Here is a 17,427-nt window from a genome sequence, read left to right on the forward strand (position 1 = left end):
TTACTTCTTAGGATTTGCTTTTATAAGTGTTGGTACAACTGTTTTTTTCTTGTAAATAGGGATGAAATAAGAAACGGTGTAATTAAAACCAACACCAAAACTTCCGTCATATGTTCTGTTGAAACCTGGAATGTACAGGTTATCAAAACCTGATGGTTTGTTGTTCATTGCCAAAAGCTTTAACTGAACGCCAAAACCGACAAAAACATTATTAAACACTTTGGCTTTAAGCCCCAATGCTACTTCAAGCCAAGCAGCGCTTAGTCCGTTATGTTTTTCGTTTACCTGTATTGGAGCCAGCTCTCCCCAATACGGATTCGGATTATAAATCTTATAACTGTTTAAATCTTGACTGAATGTGCTAAAACCACCACGAAGACCTATGGTAATAAGGTTTTCCATGTCGAGCCAGTTTTCGTAAAAATTATAATCAAAACCTCCTTTTATGTAAGTTCCGGTTGCAGTTGTATTTAGACGATCATCTTCGGTAGTTTTGTCCTCAAACCCAAGTTCGGCGGCCAGATAATATTTTTTGGTCAAACGCCAGTCAGCCACAAACTCTACACCTTTGTAGTTTTTATCGTAGAATGCGCGACTAAGCTTAAATAAATCAACGCCGACGCGAAGACCATAACGGTCAGTTTTTACAATACTGTCTTTTACAGGCTCTTTCGTTTCAGTTTTTGGAGCCTTTTTATCTGCAGTTTCTTTTTTTGCTGTTGGTGTTTCCTGAGCTTCTGTTAAAAACATTGAAAACAATAAACAAATACTAAAAAAAGATTTCAACGTGTGTTTCATTTTCAGTTTCAATGTTACGAATTTTTACTTCAATATTTTTCATCCATTCTCCATCAGTACCGGTGCTATAAACGACATCGTTTTCATCAGGAAGCTGAAAAGTAGTTTTATAACCGCAGGCTCGAGATACATAAGCATTGGTACGAGAATAATTAATTGTCAGAAGATCAGTATTTGATTGAGTCGAGCTCGATGCGTTATAGATAAATTTGTAAGTAACCGTGTCGGCATCTACTCTTAAAGGTACCGATACTGTACTGGCACTGGTAAGGTATTTTGTTGTCGAAGTGCCATTTTCATTAAAAATGATTCCTTCTGGCTGGTCAACACCATCGATAACGCCTACAACTTTCATGTTAGAAACATTTCTAACAGTCGTTGGATTATTGTCATAATAAAAAGTAATGACAAGTCTTGGTGTTGTCTGCGTGTTTGCATCGCAGATATCATCTTTTTCACAGCTTGACAGGCCAAAGGTAAAAAGCAGTAAAACGGCAATTATTTTTTTCATCTAAAGGTTTATTATCGAAGTTCTAAAAGTACTACATTTTCGACATGATGAGTCTGCGGAAACATATCAACAGGACGCACACGCGTTACTTTGTATTTTTCATCCATCAAAGCCAAATCACGTGCTTGTGTAGCCGAATTACAGCTTACATAAACTACTTTTTCAGGCGCTATTTTTAAAATTTGCTCTACAACGTCTTTGTGCATTCCGTCACGTGGTGGATCAGTAATAATTACATCCGGTTTGCCGTGGCTTGCTATAAAAGCTTCGTTAAAGACAACTTTCATATCCCCAACAAAAAACTCACAATTCGTAATATTATTGCGTTCAGCATTGGCTTTTGCATCTAGAATTGCTTCAGGAACACTTTCTACTCCAATAACTTTTTTTGCTTTTTTTGAAACGAATTGAGCAATGGTTCCTGTTCCTGTGTACAAATCGTAAACAGTTTCATTTCCGGTAAGGCCTGCAAAATCTCTGGTAATTTTGTACAATTCATACGCCTGGTCAGAGTTGGTCTGGTAGAAAGATTTTGCATTGATGCTGAATTTCAAACCTTCCATTTCTTCTAAGATATAATCTCTTCCTTTGTAAAGGATTACATCTTGGTCATAAATAGTATCGTTTGGTTTTCCGTTTACAACATACTGCAATGAAGTAATCTGCGGGAATTTCTCGTATAAATGGTCTAAAATCAATTCTCTGTTTTCTTTGTCTTCTTCAAAAAACTGAATCAATACCATTATTTCGCCTGTCGAAACTGTACGAATCATAACCGTTCTTAGTAATCCTGAATGTTCTCTCGGATTGAAAAACGCTAAATTGTGCTCATTCGCAAAAGCTCTGATTTCGTTACGAATTGCATTTGAAGGATCTTCCTGTAAATGGCATTTTGTGATGTCAAGGATCTTGTCCCACATTTTCGGAATATGAAAACCTAATGCATTTCTGTTTCCTAGATCTTCTGTGCTTCCAATCTCTTTTTCGGTAAGCCATCTGCTGTTCGAAAAAGAAAATTCCATTTTATTTCTATAGAAAAATTGTTTGTCAGAACCCAGAATGTTTTCAAATTCAGGAAGTTCTATTTTTCCAATTCTCTGTAAATGATTTTTAACTTCATTTTGTTTAAAGGCAAGTTGCTGGCCGTAGTTCATATTCTGCCATTTACAACCTCCGCAAACGCCAAAATGCTCGCAGATTGGGTCTACTCTGTACTCTGATAATTCATGAAATTTTACCGCTTTACCTTCGTAATATGCTTTTCTTTTTTTAAATGTTTGTACGTCAACAACATCACCCGGAACCACATTCGGAATAAAGATTACTTTTCCGTCTGGCGCTTTGGCTACCGATACTCCTTTTGCTCCAGCATCAAGTACCTGAATTTGATGAAAGACAACTTTGTCTGTATTTTTTCTTCCCATAGCGCAAAAATAAGCCTTTGAAAACTTTTACAAATTTTATTTTTAAAATATTTTAGAAATTATTCAAAATAGTAGTTTAATTAACTTTATAAGTTACCTTTGTTTTGTAATAAATCCAAAAAGTTACAATTTTAACCTGCTATTGATGTACTTATATGAAGTTGTATCATAAACTTTCACAAATCGGCTTTTTAAAAAAAAGTTACGCTTTCAAATTCCTTTTTGTAGCATTTATAGGTATTCATATTCCCCTAATCGGAATTTTATTCTTTGTATTGTATTTTAAGCACAGTATTTCGCCAGCTTCTATTTTGGTGTTTTCGCTGATAATGACACTTCTTGCTACGGCAATCACGCTTTTGGTTTTAAATCGTTTGATAAAGCCTATTCAGACCGCCTCAAAAGCTTTAGACGATTACCGAAATTCCCGAAAATTATCTGTGCTTCCAACAGAATATACAGACGAGGCCGGACTCCTTTTATGCAATATTCAGGAATCTATTTTTGAAGCAGAAAGTTTTATCAACGAAAAGCAGGATTTGATTTATATGCTTTCGCATGATTTGAAAAATTTTGCAGGAAATCCAAATGGGCTTGCTAAATTAATTATAAGCGAAAATCCTCCCGAGTCTATACGAAATCTTGCTGAGCTGATTTGCGAATCTACAGATCTTCAGTTTAGATATATCGAAAATTTCATTAAACTTCTGAACGAACAAGATCAGGTTGCAAAAGTTAATGTTGAGTCAAGGATAATTGCTTTTGCTGGTATTCTTCCATTCATAAACGAGCAGGTAGAACAGCGTCTTTTAGACAAAAACATTAAGCTGAGTATAATTGTTGAAGCTCAAGAAGCTCTTCTTAAAATAGACGAAGGACTGCTGGTTCAGGTTTTGGTCAATTTGATAAGCAATGCAGTTAAGTTTTCTTATTTTGACAGCGAAATAAAAGTGAAGATTTGTATTGAAGATTCGTGTCTGATTATAACCGTGACAGATGCAGGTATTGGTTTTGATAAAAATCAAATTGACGAATTGTTTAAAAAATTCACGAAAATGAGCCGTTTGGGTACTGCCAATGAAACTTCAACCGGAATTGGATTGTATCTCTGCAAAAAAATAATCGAAAGAAATAAAGGTCGCTTAAGCGCTTCAAGCGAAGGAAAAAATAAGGGAGCTGAGTTTAAAATTGAATTTGATATTTAAGATATTGTATTAGAAAACTAAAAAATGGTTGTAATTAAAATTACAACCATTTTTATTTATAGACATTCAGAATTTGATTAATGTAGTGCCTGATGATAGAGGATTCTTGCTTTGCCTTCCACGCATCCTATTCCGACTGGTTCTGCAGGAAGTACAGAGAAAAATGCACAATAGACTTTCCATTTTTCTACATAAGCTTGAGATGATTTGTTGTACTGTTCTACTTTTTTTAGAAAAAGTTCAGTATTAGCCTTTTTTGAATACAACATAAATTGTCCTCCACAGGTCGTAACTATGGAAGTATAAGCCCATTCGTCAGGATTGGTGCAGGTATGTGTTTCTTGGCCTGAAAGAGTAACCAATTCGGCATGCATTTTAGATAATTTAGCTGTATCTTCTTCTTGTGTTGTGTCATCGTCATTGCTGCAAGAAGTAAAAGTCATTAAGATTGTAAATACTATAATACTTAGTTTTTTCATGGTTTATGAAGGTTAGTTGTTAAAAAGATTAAACAGTAGAAATTTACTCACAGAGTTATGGTTTATTGTATACAAATCGAGGTTTGTTCTCGTAGCATTCAATACCCGATGGAGGACCCCAATAAATCAAATAATTACCACACATAAACCCCCATTTCTTTTTATATCTTTCAAAATGTCTTTTGTAACGGTCTACTTTTTCCAAAAAGGTTGCAGTATTTATTTTTTTAGAATAAATGATGTTTTCTTCGCCACCACAGATATCTCCTAATTTTACGTATTTCCATTCTGTGGGGTCACTACAGCTGTAGTTGTCTATCTGCGAAAGATCTCGCAGTTCTTGGTGCATTTTGTTGAGTTGTGCAAGATCTTCTTCTTGTGTAGTTTCACGGTCATTACTGCACGAAGCAATAATGAAAAATACACCTGATAATATAATACCTAGTATTCTCATGGTTATGATTTAATGGTTAGTTATATTATAGATGTGCTGATTCGCAATTGGTTGCGTAAGAAAATAAAAAAAGCTTCAAAACCTACTATTTTAGTAGTTGAGAAGCTTTTAAAAAAAGATTACCAAAGCTGATGAACAGCCGGTTTTATGAGCTTTTCGTAAATTTTATTCATTTCTGAAATCTGCTCTGAAGTTAGCTGAGGGCTATCGTAAACCGATAGATTTGATAAAACATGATTGTTTTTTGAAGCCCCTGGGATAATGCAACTGATTTCATCAAAACTTAAAATCCACTGTAGTGCAATTGGAGCTAAGTTTTCTGTTTCAGGAAATAATGCTTTTAAAGCTTCAACAGCTTGTAAGCCTAATTCGTAATCAATTCCAGAGAAAGTTTCGCCTTTGTCAAAGGCTTCTCCGTTTCGATTAAAGTTTCTATGGTCTTGAGTTTCAAATGTTGTTTTTGAGTCAAATTTGCCTGTCAAAAGTCCGCTTGCAAGAGGAACACGCGCTATGATGCCAATGTCTTTCTTTTTTGCTTCTGAGAAAAATAATTCAGAAGGACGCTGACGAAATAAATTAAAAATAATCTGAACTGTGGTTACATTAGGATATTCGATAGCTTTTAAGGCTTCTTCGACTTTTTCGACACTTACACCCAGATTCTGAATTTTTCCTTGATCTTTTAATTTGTCAAAAAGTTCAAAAATTTCAGGACGATAATATACTTCTGTAGGAGGACAGTGCAGTTGAATCAGGTCTAAAGTTTCTAGACCAGTTCTTTTCAAACTGTCTTCAACAAATTTCTGAAGCACTTTTGGCGTATAGCCTTCATTCACGTGAGGATTGATCTGTCTCCCGCATTTAGTGGCAACAAAAATACGTTCAGAACGAGAACGAACGACTCTTCCAACTGCGGTTTCGCTCAATCCATTTTCGTAAACATCGGCAGTATCAATAAAATTGACGCCATTATCAATCGCGGTATTCAAAAGTTCATCAGCCGTTTTATCATCAAAACCCGATCCCCATTTCCCACCGACCTGCCAAGTCCCAAGTGAGATTTCAGAGATATTAAAATTTGTTTTTCCTAGTTTTCTGTAGTTCATTTCTTTTTTAGTTACAAAGGTTCAGAGGTTCAAAGAGACAAAGTTTTTTAGGGAAAGTTTAGAGGCTTTGTCCCTTTGAGCCTATGTCGCTTTGTCCCTTTTTAGTCAAATAAATCCGAAGACAAATAGCGATCGCCTCGGTCGCAGATTACGGCTACTATAACTCCTGATTCTAATTGTTCTGCAATTTTTACTGCAACAGCAACAGATCCTCCGCTGCTCATTCCGGCAAAAACGCCTTCTTCAAGAGCTAATCTTTTGGTCATTTCGCGTGCTTCTTCTTCGCTGATATCTATAACGGTATCTACTTTTGAAGCATCAAATATTTTTGGAAGATATTCCTGAGGCCATTTACGGATTCCTGGAATCTGAGAACCGTCGCTTGGCTGTGCTCCGACAATCTGCACGTTCGGATTTTTTTCTTTCAAATAAGTCGAAGTGCCAATAATTGTTCCTGTAGTTCCCATGGCCGAAACAAAATGGGTTACAGTTCCTTCCGTATCGTTCCAGATTTCTGGGCCAGTTGTTTTGTAATGTGCTTTCCAATTATCGTCATTCGCAAACTGATTCAGCATTAGATAGCCGCCTTGAGCTACTTTTTTATCAGCATAATCTCTAGACCCAATAATTCCTTCTGCTGCAGGAGTCAAAATTACTGTCGCGCCATAAGCACGCATGGTTTGTGTTCTTTCTTTTGTAGAATCTTCTGGCAGAACCAGTTCGATTTCTATTCCAAACAATTGTGCAATCATTGCTAGTGCAATTCCGGTATTCCCGCTCGTTGCTTCAATTAATTTATCTCCTTTTTTAATATCACCTCTTTCAAGCGCTGCCGCAATCATATTGTAGGCTGCACGGTCTTTTACACTACCTCCTGGATTATTTCCTTCAAGTTTCAGTAAAAGTTTTACATTTTTATTTTGAACCAGATTGACTGTTTCCATTAATGGAGTATTTCCAATCAGGTTTACTAATTTCTGTGGTTTCATTTTATTTTTTTTCTTTTATTTTAACTTCGGTTGTGGTGGTGTTGAGTACAATAGAATCAGAAGGTATTGATTTTGTAACCCACGAATTTCCCCCAATAATGCTGTTTTTGCCAATAACAGTCTCTCCGCCAAGTATTGTGGCATTTGCATAAATGCAAACATTGGCTTCAACAGTTGGATGTCTTTTGGCATTTTTCATTTCTTTGCTCACACTCAAAGCTCCCAGAGTAACTCCCTGATAAATCTTTACATGTTTTTTTATTACAGTAGTTTCTCCAATCACGATTCCGGTTGCGTGGTCAATAAAAAAGGGTGATGCAATATCTGCACCTGCGTGAATGTCTGTTCCAGTGATTCTATGTGCGTATTCGCTCATTAACCTTGAAAATAAAAGCAAATCCAAAAGATACAGTTCGTGGCTGAGTCTGTAAATGGCAATGGCATAAAATCCAGGATAACCAAGATATACCTCGTCTATGCTGTTTGAAGCAGGATCGTTTTCTAAAATGTATGCTGCATCCTGATTCAATTTTTCTAAAACTCCTGGAAGTTTTTCTAAAAAGCGATCCCAGATAGATTCGCATAAATTCTGAGGTTTTTTGCAGGCCAACACAGCGATTTCCTTAAAACAGATTTCCAGTTCGTCTATACTGTCTTCTAAATCTGCATTTGAATCAAACAGGGTATAAAAAAGCTTTTCTGTAAAATCTTCTGTTTTGGTTTTAATGCCGTAATTTATATGAGAATAGCTTTTTAAAGCCTTGATATTTTGTATGATAGTGTCTTTTGTCACAATGGTAAAAATGAATGAATAATTTTGAAACGTTAAAAGTAAGGTGTTTTTTGGAAATATAAGCACGAATTAACGAAAGAAATTTTTTGTAAAAATGCTGATTTGTGATAAAAAAACGATTTCGAAAGAACAGTATTTTTTATCGATTTTTAAGCTATTATTTGTTTAAATTAGCTTGTAAATTAGATTAAAATGAAAAACAATCCAACTTTTAAAAGTGCTATTTCGGGACAACATTTTGCTGTAAGTGAAAAAATCTATGGCAACACAATTCACGATCCAATTTTAGGATTGATTAAGGAAGATTTTCCCGACTTTAAAGAAGAAGACTGTATTGCCGTAAATGAACTGAATGTTTACCGCCAGAAATATATATCCAATTATCTTTCAATGGAAATTGGAGCACTTTCTAATCTCGAAAAAAATGTTATTTCATCTTTAAAAGATGACAAATCGATAGTGACGATTGCAGAAGATGAAGATGATATTCGGAATTTTGGACAAAGAGTAGCCGATAAAGTGGCCGATTTTGGAGGAAGCTGGACCTTTATCATTTCGTTTATAGTTTTCATCACTATTTGGATTTTATCAAATGTCTTTATTTTTATCAATAAAGGTTTCGATCCGTATCCTTTTATTCTCTTAAATCTGATTTTGTCCTGTATTGCAGCGCTGCAAGCTCCGGTTATCATGATGAGCCAAAATCGTCAGGAAGAAAAAGATCGAAATCGCGCCAAAAAAGATTATATGATTAACTTGAAATCAGAATTGGAAATCAGAATGATACACGACAAAATCGATCATTTGATTATGCATCAGCAACAAGAATTAATCGAAATTCAGAAAGTGCAGATTGAAATGATGAATGATATTCTGAACCAAATCAAGAAATAATTAGAGCATATTAAATGCAATAACTTTAAAAATCTGCGGGAGAAAAATAAAGCCAATTGTTAAATGAAGTGTTTGTAAACGTAACCGCCAATCATAAAAGCTAGATTTACAAAAGCGACCTGCCAGAATAGTTTTTGATGTTTTTTAGATTTGTCAAAAAAATGAAATGCGGCGAATGTTAAAAAAAATAAAGAAGTAAAGATTGCCGGATACATCTTAAAAGCACCCAAAAAATCTCCTTTAAAAAGTAAGAAAACCGATCGCTGAAAACCACAGCCTAAACACTCAAAACCGAACAGTTTTTTGAACAGGCAGGGAATCATGTATTTCTCGAAATTCATCACGGTTCTTTTCTGCAATTTTAGCAAAAAAAAACGAGAATCGGTTTTTAAGGCTGTATTGCTATTTTAAAGTTTTATATTTTTGATTTTTAAACTTTGGAATTTATGAAAGCTTTTAAAATTTTAATAATGATTCTGGCAATTTCTGTGGCATTGTACGAACAGGTTTCAGAAGAAAAAAATATCTATATTATGATTATCGCCATTGTGGTTTTCATGTATGGAATGATGCAGCTCAGCGCAAAAACGCCAAGTAAAAATCAAAATAAAGAAGAGTAGGATGTTGGTAAAAGGAGATAAGGTCTCGGTACTTGATGAGGCCATAAACGGAACTGTGGTTTCGGTTAAAAATAAAGAGATTTTGATAGAAACGGATGACGGTTTTATGATGACATTTTTTGTCAATGAATTAATTAAGATTCAAGAAACCAGTGATTTAATGAATTCTATTAAAAGAGTTGATTTAAATGAAGCTTCAAAAGATAAAATAGAGCCAAAACCGAGAAGTTTTGTGAAAGAACGAAAGGAGAAAAGAGATGTGGGCGTTCCAGAATTCGATTTGCATATTGAAAAATTGGTACCAAATAAACGTGGGATGTCTAATTTCGATATTTTGACATTACAGACTGAAACTGCCAAAAGACACATCGAATTTGCAATTCGAAATCGAATTCCTAAAATTGTTTTTATTCATGGAGTCGGCGAAGGAGTTTTAAAAGCCGAACTGGATTTTTTGTTAGGCAGATACGATGGAATCGATTTTCAAGATGCCAATTATCAAAAATATGGTTTAGGTGCAACCGAAGTTTATTTCAGGCAAAATAATAAATAAAGTTTTTTCAGTCACTGTAAGAAGGAGTTTTAAGAAATAAAAAACATCCGTTTTTTGAGAAAGGTTTGAAGTTAAAACCAGTCTGAAAAAACGGATGTTTTTTTGTGAGAATATAAAAGTCTGTAGACTCTTTCTTTTTATGAAGGAGAAAATTTTCCAAGAAGGAAAGTCGACGGAAGTGAAAACGAACTGTTTCCTTTTTTCATTTTAACAGCTTTCAATATAATAGTGTGGTAAAATACGCCGGCAACTTCTTCTGTTGCTACTTCGATCATGCCATCTACGCCAATTTCTGCGGTAAAATCCAAATCAATTCCAGGCAGAGTCGGGAACGTCGCACCGCCACAGAAATAAGAACTGGTAAATGATCCTGTATCTTGTTTGATTGTACGATAAACAACTCTATTGGTTGTAGTTCCCACAGGTCTTCTTCTTGGGCTGTCTAAAGGCGTAACTTCATTTTTAAGCAAATCTGGCTCAATATTGTCAATCATTATAAAAAAGGAAGCCGTATAATTATAAACGCGGTCTAGATTGGGACATTTATAGGCAGTTTGAGGAGTAGCAAATACTAAACTTGCAGGTATCGACAATGTGCTTGTAAGGTTTCCAAACGGATAGGTTTCATATGTCTGCGTTTTTCCTGAAGGAAGCAGAAATTGAATATTTGTAAAATTGATGCTGTGGTTGTAACCTTCAATTTTGGTGCTTCCGTCTGTTGCAATTGCAGAAGTTTTTTGTTTTGAGGTTATATTGATTACCCCAGAGGTAGCTAGCCATTCTTCTGAAACTTTTGGCGTGCTTGGCGGAATCGTACCACAGATGTTGTCGGTAGCAACAGTTCCGTCATAAGCTCTGTACACTACGCGGTAATTTCCTTTTCCTCCTGGATCAATATTATAGGTATATGTGCTATCATCTTCTATAATTCCGGCATTTTCTACTAGTTGCAATAAGAGCGCTTCTTGATCTTTTAGTTTATAGATTAAATTTTCGTTCAACGTACAATTTTGAGGATTGGCACTTTCAAAATCTATTCGGTCAACAGTAAGGTCTCCATCATCACAGCCATTTAACATAAGAGCAAACAACAGGAGGTATGTAAATTTTTTCATCGTAATTTTAATTTGTGTCAAAAATAGTGAAAAAATTGCCAAATGATATTTAAGTTTTCACAATTGATATTTCTTAACTTTGCAGCAATGAAAAAAGTATATCTCGACAACGCTTCTACAACAGCCATTCGACCTGAAGTTATTCAGGAAATGACAAAAATAATGGCTGAGGATTTTGGAAATCCTTCTTCTACGCATAGTTTTGGACGTAATGCCAGAACTATTTTAGAGCTTTCTAGAAAGAGCATTGCAAAGCATTTTAATTGTACAGCACAAGAAATTCTTTTTACGTCTGGTGGCACCGAAGCTGATAACTGGATTCTGCGTTCGGCTGTTGAAGATCTTAAAGTGGAGCGCATTATTACCTCTAGAATTGAACATCATGCTGTACTGCACACGGTTTGGGTTTTACAGGAAGAATATAATATTGAAGTTGAATATGTAAATGTAAATACAGACGGAAGTCTTGACCTTACACATTTATCGAACCTTTTGTCTGATGCTAAAAAGACCTTGGTAAGCCTGATGCACGTGAATAACGAAACAGGCGCAGTTTTGGATCTCGGACGTGTGAGTACAATCTGTGGACAGTATAGTGCTTTGTTTCTTTCAGATACCGTACAATCTGTTGGTAAGACAGAAATTGATTTGCAGAATACCCCAGTCGATTTTATAACCGCAAGTGCACACAAGTTTCATGGTCCAAAAGGAGTCGGTTTTGCATTTATCCGAAAAAATTCTGGCCTGCAGCCTTTGTTTTTTGGAGGAGACCAAGAAAAAGGACTTCGTGCAGGAACAGAAGCCGTTCATCAAATAGCTGGAATGGCAAAAGCTTTGGCCATTTCATATGAAAACCTAAACGAAGAGAGAAATTATATTTCGGATTTAAAGAAATATCTTATCGAACAATTGGAGATTCATTTTCCCGATTTCAGAATTAATGGAAAGCCAGATGATTTTTACAACATTATCAATGTTATATTGCCGTTTTCTTCAGATAAAACGTCTATGCTTTTATTTAGCCTTGATATGAAGGGAATCGCTGTTTCGCGAGGAAGTGCTTGTCAGTCAGGAAGTATAAAGCCTTCGCATGTACTGAAAGAAATGCTTTCTGAATCCGATTTGAAACTGCCAAACCTCCGAATTTCTTTCAGTCATTATAATACAAAAGAAGATATTGATTGGCTGATTGAGAGTTTGAAGAGTTTGTAAGTTTCTCAGGTGCAAAGATACAAAGTGACAAAGATGCAAAGTGACAAAGATGCAAAGTTTCAAAGTGATAATTAGTAAAAAAGTCCGAATCAAATTTTAATTTGATTCGGACTTTTTTGGTAAAATCTAAAATCTAAAATCTAAAATCTAAAATCTAAAATCTAAAATCTAAAATCTAAAATCTAAAATCTAAAATCTAAAATCTAAAATCTAAAATCTAAAATCTAAAATCTAAAATCTAAAATCTAAAATCTAAAATTCTATTTTCGGATTATTTTTACCTGAGAATCGTTTGTCAGTTTAATGATAGTGGATGGTTTTCCGGCAACTTCATCTTGATTTAGCTTAACGACATAATCGACTCCTTTGATAATTTCTGGACTAATTTCTTTGAAAGACATTGGAGTAGGCTGTCCTGAAATATTTGCAGAAGTAGAAACGAGCGGTTTTTTCATTCTTTCCATCAATTTATAGCAGAAAGGCTCTTTTACCAATCGAACACCAAGAGATTTATCGGCAGAAATAACGTTGTGCGCTACATTTCTGGCATCGTCTAAAATTAGAGTTGTTGGTTTTTCAGACAAGTCCAAAATCTGCCACGCCACTTCAGGGATGTTTTTAAAGACGTTATACATCATTTTTTCTCCATTCATCAAAACAATCATGCTTTGTGTTTCGGCACGCTGTTTCAATTTGTAAATTTTAGCAACTGCATCAGGATTCGTCGCGTCACATCCAATTCCCCAAACGGTATCTGTCGGATACAGTATAATGCCGCCTTCTTTTATGACTTCGTAAGCGTTTAGGATTTCCTGATTTAATATAGAATTAGAATTTTCAGTCATTTTGCAGTGTATATTTTAAAGACTTCAAAGTTATTATTTTTTATCAGTTTTATAAAATTGTTACTGATTTTCTATTATGTTTAAAATCATTTTATGTCGTGTTGCTTTAGACCTGTATTATTCTTAATAAAATGTTTAAATGTGGTAAAAAATCACTTAAAGTTGCAGCATTTCAGAAATAAACTATCTTTGTTTTACTCAACAGAAACAAAAAAATACACATGAAAATCATACTGGATTCGCAGGCTTTTGATATGCAGCAGTACGGAGGCATTTCTAGATATTATACTGAGATATTTTCTGTTTTATCCCAACAAAAGGATATAAGGATAGAGATTCCATTAGGTTACACGCACAATGTTTACTTTAATGAAAGCATACTGCATAAGAATAAAAAAAGTGTAGCTGCGTTATGGTTGTATTTATTAGAAAAAGCTGGATTAAGCATTCGAAAAAAAATCAAAAAACTAAACAGAACCGAAACTAAAAAGCTTCTGTTAAAGCAAGATTTTGATGTTTTTGTTCCTACTTATTACGATTCTTATTTTTTAGAAGATTTGAGGAATAAACCTTTTGTTTTAACGGTTTATGATATGATTCATGAACTTTTGCCACAGTATTTTTCGGATGCATCCAAAATGGCGGAGAAGAAATTATTTTTAATTGAAAAAGCAACACGGATTATTGCAGTTTCAGAAAATACCAAAAAAGATATCCTAAAATTTTATCCGCATATAGACGAGTCAAAAATTGATGTTGTTTATCACGGCAGTTCTATAAAAATCAATGAGAACATAAAAAATGATCTTCCTGAAAACTATATTTTGTATGTAGGCTCAAGAGAAAACTACAAAAATTTTGATTTCTTGGTTCAGGCTCTAAAAGAGATTTTACAACAAAATCCCGAACTGCATTTGGTTTGTGCTGGAGGAAAAGAATTCAGCAAAACCGAAATCGAGTTTGTCAAAAGTCTTAATCTTGAAAATCAGATTATTCAAAAAGATTTTGATGAAGAGGCACTTGGCAGTTTTTATAAAAATGCAAAATGTTTTGTTTTTCCGTCGCTTTATGAAGGTTTCGGAATTCCGGTTTTAGAATCCATGGCTTGTGGCTGCCCTGTGGTGTTGGGAAATCACAGTTCATTTCCAGAAGTTGCTGGCGATGCGGGAGTATATTTTGATATTAATGATAATAAAGATTTAACTGTAAAAATAAACGAGCTGCTACAGAATCCGGCCTTGCAAAATGAATATGCAACGAAAGGATTACAGCAAATTCAGAAATTCAATTGGGAAGATGCCGCAAAAGAATGTTTAAATGTTTACAAAAAAGCAATAACCGGATTTTAAAATAAAAAAGCAATTTTGGAGTGTGCAATTAGCAGTTTTAAAAGATGAAAAAATAAAGAGTAACCGCATAAGAATGTAGTTTTTTGTTCTTGCAATAGAATAAAAGAATTGAGAATAAAAATCTGGAAAAAAATAAAAAGTAAGCCAATGCCAAAAATTACTGTAATAACTGTAAATTATAATGACAAAGACGGTCTGAAGAAAACTTTGGAAAGCGTTGCCAATCAATCGTACAAAGATTTTGAATTTATTGTTATTGATGGAGGCAGCACAGATGGAAGCAGGGAACTGATTGAACAGTACAAAGACAAAATCTCGTACTGGGTCAGTGAGAAAGATAATGGCGTTTTTCATGCTATGAATAAAGGCATCAGAGCTTCGTCTGCAGAGTTTGTCATTTTCATGAATGGTGGTGATTGTTTTTCTAACAATACTGTGCTAGAAGATAACGCAAATAGCCTTACTGCCGATTATGATATTTATTACGGTGATAATTACAAGCAAAAAGGAAGTTCTAAAAGATTAAAAACATACACCGAAAAACTAAGCTTTTCTTTCTTTTACACTAGTTCTATAAACCATCAGTCGACATTTATTAGAAGAAGACTCTTTGATGATTATTTTTATTACAACGAAAATTATAAAATAGCTTCAGATTGGGAGTTTTTTGTTTATGCAATCTGTCATCAAAATGTTCCGTATAAATATTTAAAGAATACAATTGCGGTATATGATTTTACAGGAATTTCTTCTAATCCAAAATTTAAAGATCTGTACGAACAGGAAAAAAGACAAACATTTCTAAAATATTTTCCTGCTATTGTAGACGATTACAAAGAAGTTGACGTTTTAAATTCAAAGCGTTTTTTACAATTTCAGCATATTAAAAATTATAAAATTGCCTGGAAGTTATTGAAGGCTTTTATAAATTTATTATTACTATTTTTGCCAAAAAGAGTACAAAAATAATTTTGCATAAAACAGAATATAGAGTATAAAAAATTATATGAAAAAAATCCATGTAGGCTTTTTGTTTTCACATGATTATGAAAAACTAAAATTGTCAATACCACCTGTTTACAGTGCCTCAGATAGGATTTTTATCGCTATTGATGAGAATTTAGTAACCTGGTCAGGAAATAAATTTGACGTTGACCCAACCTTTTTTGAATGGTTGAAAGAATTTGACGTTGACAACAAAATCGAAATTTATCGAGATAATTTCTATGTTCCGTCAATGACTGAAATTGATATGGATTCTCGTGAACGCCATTTGCTTTCTCTAAAAATGGGAATTGGTAATTGGTTGATTCAAGTAGACAGTGATGAATATTTTTATGATTTTGAAAAGTTTATTGCCGACCTAAGAAAATTTGATCACTATCTGGATAATCCTGAAAAGAATAAAATACAGATTGCTGCTTTTTGGATTATCTTATACAAATATACAGAAAAAGGAATTTTGTATGTTGATAAGCCTATGAAGGCTGTTTTTGCTACAAACTATCCAAATTATACCTGCGCACGCCGAACAAAGGCTCGAGTAATTTATACAGATAATATTATTCTGCACGAATCTTTATCGAGAACGGAGGAAGAATTGCGTTTTAAGCTCGAAAATTGGGGGCATAAACGCCAAGTAAATCCAGATTTTTTAAATAAATGGATCAAGGTTAATGAAAACAATTATAAAGAGTTAAATAACTTTTATTATATTGAACCGGAGAGATGGAAGAGACTTAATTATTTTCCGAGCACGGATCTAAAGGAGATTAAAGAATTTATAATCAGTTCAAAAGTGCTCCGCATTCCAAAAATTTATTTAGCGGGAAAAAACTTCGGGCAATGGTTCAAGTTTTTATTTAAAAGATAAACTGCTATAAAACAAAAAGAGGATAGACTTGAGATTTCAAATTTATCCTCTTTTATTATAAATGCTTTTTTTATCGAAGTATTTTTTCATAAACATCAAGGTATTCTGCTGCTGATCTTTTCCAGTCAAAAGATGCCGCCCTGTTTTTGATTATGATTTCTCTCTCTGCTTTATTGATTTCATAGTCATGAAGTCCTTCAAATAGGATGTTTTTCATGTATTCAGGGTCAAAGTTCTCCCAGTAATTTGCTGCATTGCCACCAATTTCAGGAAGCGATGTTCTATTGGCTAAAAAAACAGGTTTGCCAAAACTCATGGCCTCTATCGGAGGAAGACCAAAACCTTCGCGTATGGACGGAAAAAGAAAAGCGGTACAGTTTTTCATAAAAAACTGTTTTCCCTCATCGCTTACTTTTCCGGTAAGGAAAACACGATTTGATAGTCCATTTTCGCTAATTAAGTTTTTAATTTCTTCTCCGTACTTTTTATTGTTATTTCCCGAAATAATAAGATTAAAGTCTGCTATTAATTTCATCATAGTAACAAGAGCTTCGTAATTTTTTCTTTCTAGAAAATCTCCGATTGTATAGAAAAAAGGTCTGTCGACAGGCACATTTGGTATAAATTGAGAAGTGTCTATAAGCGTAGAAACCGGATTACCGTTGTAAATCACATATTCGGGAACATCGGGAACATTGAAATATTTATGTGTTTCAGTTTTTACAAATTCTGAAATATAAGTTATGGCAGTCGATTTTTGAAGCTTGGCCCAAAAAAGCTTGTTCAGCCTGTGGTTAGGGTCTGGAGAAACTTCGTCAATAAAATGCACATCATGAATGGTGAGTAAGTATTTATTGCAGTAAAAAGGCTCTACTTTTGTATTTTGATTTACAGAATGCCATAAATCATATTTTTTTCTGACTCTAAACAACGAATGTCTTGAAAGTGTACTGTATCTGTGATATTTAAATTTATCTTTAAATTCTTCTTTAAGAAGATCAGGATGAGAAGTATTAAGTGTTAATTCATAATTTTTAAAGTCCAAAGCAGATAAGCCTTTAATTAGTTCATAATTAAAAGTTCCCAAACCAGCCGCTCTGTTATTTATATTATGTGTTTCAAGAAAAATACTCTTCGATGACATTTTTTGTTTTTTTACGAAAATACAATAATAATTTGAAGTGTTAAATCGTATATGTATTTTTGT

Annotated in this window: 20 protein-coding genes; 8 read left to right on the forward strand and 12 right to left on the reverse strand. The window is 34.1% G+C overall.

Features of this window, described 5'->3' with window-relative positions; translation table 11 throughout:
* Genes ACFFLS_RS08205 through rlmD form a run of 3 tightly spaced genes read right to left on the reverse strand, consistent with a single transcriptional unit; the run spans position 1 to position 2,733 of the window.
* Entirely contained in the window at positions 1-798 is a 798-nt protein-coding gene (locus ACFFLS_RS08205; RefSeq protein ID WP_379686051.1) for a DUF6048 family protein, read from the reverse strand.
* Positions 770-1,309, reverse strand: a complete 540-nt coding sequence (locus ACFFLS_RS08210) for a DUF6452 family protein (RefSeq protein WP_379686052.1) — start codon at positions 1,307-1,309, stop codon at positions 770-772. The genes ACFFLS_RS08205 and ACFFLS_RS08210 overlap by 29 nt, the downstream gene beginning before the upstream one ends.
* Positions 1,310-1,320: 11 nt before the next feature.
* On the reverse strand, positions 1,321-2,733 hold the full coding sequence (gene rlmD, locus ACFFLS_RS08215) for a 23S rRNA (uracil(1939)-C(5))-methyltransferase RlmD (RefSeq protein WP_379686053.1): 1,413 nt from the start codon (positions 2,731-2,733) through the stop codon (positions 1,321-1,323).
* 155 nt (positions 2,734-2,888) lie between these two features.
* Between rlmD and ACFFLS_RS08220 the strand changes: the two genes are divergently transcribed.
* The gene (locus tag ACFFLS_RS08220) at positions 2,889-3,938 is read left to right on the forward strand and encodes a sensor histidine kinase (protein WP_379686054.1); all 1,050 of its coding nucleotides are present in this window, start codon (positions 2,889-2,891) and stop codon (positions 3,936-3,938) included.
* Between the two features lie 77 nt (positions 3,939-4,015).
* Here ACFFLS_RS08220 and ACFFLS_RS08225 read toward each other — a convergent pair whose 3' ends face one another.
* From ACFFLS_RS08225 to ACFFLS_RS08245, 5 genes are all read right to left on the reverse strand, one after another.
* Positions 4,016-4,417: a hypothetical protein gene (locus ACFFLS_RS08225; protein ID WP_379686055.1), complete on the reverse strand. Its 402-nt coding sequence runs from the start codon at positions 4,415-4,417 to the stop codon at positions 4,016-4,018.
* A gap of 55 nt (positions 4,418-4,472) precedes the next feature.
* Positions 4,473-4,871 carry a hypothetical protein gene (locus tag ACFFLS_RS08230; protein WP_379686056.1) on the reverse strand — a complete coding sequence of 133 codons (399 nt, stop codon included), beginning with the start codon at positions 4,869-4,871 and terminating at the stop codon, positions 4,473-4,475.
* 119 nt (positions 4,872-4,990) lie between these two features.
* Entirely contained in the window at positions 4,991-5,977 is a 987-nt protein-coding gene (locus ACFFLS_RS08235; RefSeq protein WP_379686057.1) for an aldo/keto reductase, read from the reverse strand.
* Between the two features lie 101 nt (positions 5,978-6,078).
* Entirely contained in the window at positions 6,079-6,966 is an 888-nt protein-coding gene (cysM, locus tag ACFFLS_RS08240; protein ID WP_379686058.1) for a cysteine synthase CysM, read from the reverse strand.
* A 1-nt stretch (position 6,967) separates the two neighbouring features.
* Positions 6,968-7,759, reverse strand: a complete 792-nt coding sequence (locus ACFFLS_RS08245; protein WP_379686059.1) for a serine O-acetyltransferase — start codon at positions 7,757-7,759, stop codon at positions 6,968-6,970.
* Positions 7,760-7,951: 192 nt separating this feature from the next.
* On the opposite strand from ACFFLS_RS08245, the gene ACFFLS_RS08250 reads away from it, so the two are divergent.
* Positions 7,952-8,653 carry a DUF1003 domain-containing protein gene (locus tag ACFFLS_RS08250; RefSeq protein WP_379686060.1) on the forward strand — a complete coding sequence of 234 codons (702 nt, stop codon included), beginning with the start codon at positions 7,952-7,954 and terminating at the stop codon, positions 8,651-8,653.
* Between the two features lie 59 nt (positions 8,654-8,712).
* Here ACFFLS_RS08250 and ACFFLS_RS08255 read toward each other — a convergent pair whose 3' ends face one another.
* Positions 8,713-8,994 (reverse strand): DUF2752 domain-containing protein, encoded by a 282-nt coding sequence (locus ACFFLS_RS08255; protein ID WP_379686388.1) that lies wholly within the window; start codon positions 8,992-8,994, stop codon positions 8,713-8,715.
* 105 nt (positions 8,995-9,099) lie between these two features.
* On the opposite strand from ACFFLS_RS08255, the gene ACFFLS_RS08260 reads away from it, so the two are divergent.
* Together ACFFLS_RS08260 and ACFFLS_RS08265 are read left to right on the forward strand one after the other, a co-directional pair.
* Positions 9,100-9,273 carry a hypothetical protein gene (locus ACFFLS_RS08260; RefSeq protein ID WP_379686061.1) on the forward strand — a complete coding sequence of 58 codons (174 nt, stop codon included), beginning with the start codon at positions 9,100-9,102 and terminating at the stop codon, positions 9,271-9,273.
* Between the two features lies 1 nt (position 9,274).
* Positions 9,275-9,826: a DUF8465 domain-containing protein gene (locus tag ACFFLS_RS08265; protein ID WP_379686062.1), complete on the forward strand. Its 552-nt coding sequence runs from the start codon at positions 9,275-9,277 to the stop codon at positions 9,824-9,826.
* Between the two features lie 137 nt (positions 9,827-9,963).
* On the opposite strand, the gene ACFFLS_RS08270 is transcribed toward ACFFLS_RS08265, so the two are convergent.
* On the reverse strand, positions 9,964-10,941 hold the full coding sequence (locus tag ACFFLS_RS08270) for a hypothetical protein (protein ID WP_379686063.1): 978 nt from the start codon (positions 10,939-10,941) through the stop codon (positions 9,964-9,966).
* Between the two features lie 87 nt (positions 10,942-11,028).
* Here ACFFLS_RS08270 and ACFFLS_RS08275 point away from each other — a divergent pair, with 87 nt between their 5' ends.
* A complete protein-coding gene (locus tag ACFFLS_RS08275) occupies positions 11,029-12,153 on the forward strand; it encodes a cysteine desulfurase family protein (RefSeq protein ID WP_379686064.1) in 1,125 nt (374 codons plus the stop codon).
* Positions 12,154-12,413: 260 nt separating this feature from the next.
* On the opposite strand, the gene ACFFLS_RS08280 is transcribed toward ACFFLS_RS08275, so the two are convergent.
* Positions 12,414-12,998 (reverse strand): L-threonylcarbamoyladenylate synthase, encoded by a 585-nt coding sequence (locus ACFFLS_RS08280; RefSeq protein ID WP_379686065.1) that lies wholly within the window; start codon positions 12,996-12,998, stop codon positions 12,414-12,416.
* Between the two features lie 221 nt (positions 12,999-13,219).
* Here ACFFLS_RS08280 and ACFFLS_RS08285 point away from each other — a divergent pair, with 221 nt between their 5' ends.
* The 3 genes from ACFFLS_RS08285 (at position 13,220) to ACFFLS_RS08295 (ending at position 16,220) form a co-directional block, all read left to right on the forward strand.
* A complete protein-coding gene (locus tag ACFFLS_RS08285; RefSeq protein WP_379686066.1) occupies positions 13,220-14,347 on the forward strand; it encodes a glycosyltransferase family 4 protein in 1,128 nt (375 codons plus the stop codon).
* Between the two features lie 147 nt (positions 14,348-14,494).
* Positions 14,495-15,316 (forward strand): glycosyltransferase family 2 protein, encoded by an 822-nt coding sequence (locus ACFFLS_RS08290; protein ID WP_379686067.1) that lies wholly within the window; start codon positions 14,495-14,497, stop codon positions 15,314-15,316.
* 37 nt (positions 15,317-15,353) lie between these two features.
* Positions 15,354-16,220, forward strand: a complete 867-nt coding sequence (locus tag ACFFLS_RS08295; RefSeq protein WP_379686068.1) for a hypothetical protein — start codon at positions 15,354-15,356, stop codon at positions 16,218-16,220.
* A gap of 70 nt (positions 16,221-16,290) precedes the next feature.
* Here ACFFLS_RS08295 and ACFFLS_RS08300 read toward each other — a convergent pair whose 3' ends face one another.
* A complete protein-coding gene (locus ACFFLS_RS08300) occupies positions 16,291-17,364 on the reverse strand; it encodes a glycosyltransferase family 4 protein (RefSeq protein WP_379686069.1) in 1,074 nt (357 codons plus the stop codon).
* Between the last annotated feature and the right edge of the window lie 63 nt (positions 17,365-17,427).

The sequence above is a fragment of the Flavobacterium procerum genome (assembly GCF_042431625.1).
Lineage (GTDB): Bacteria > Bacteroidota > Bacteroidia > Flavobacteriales > Flavobacteriaceae > Flavobacterium > Flavobacterium procerum.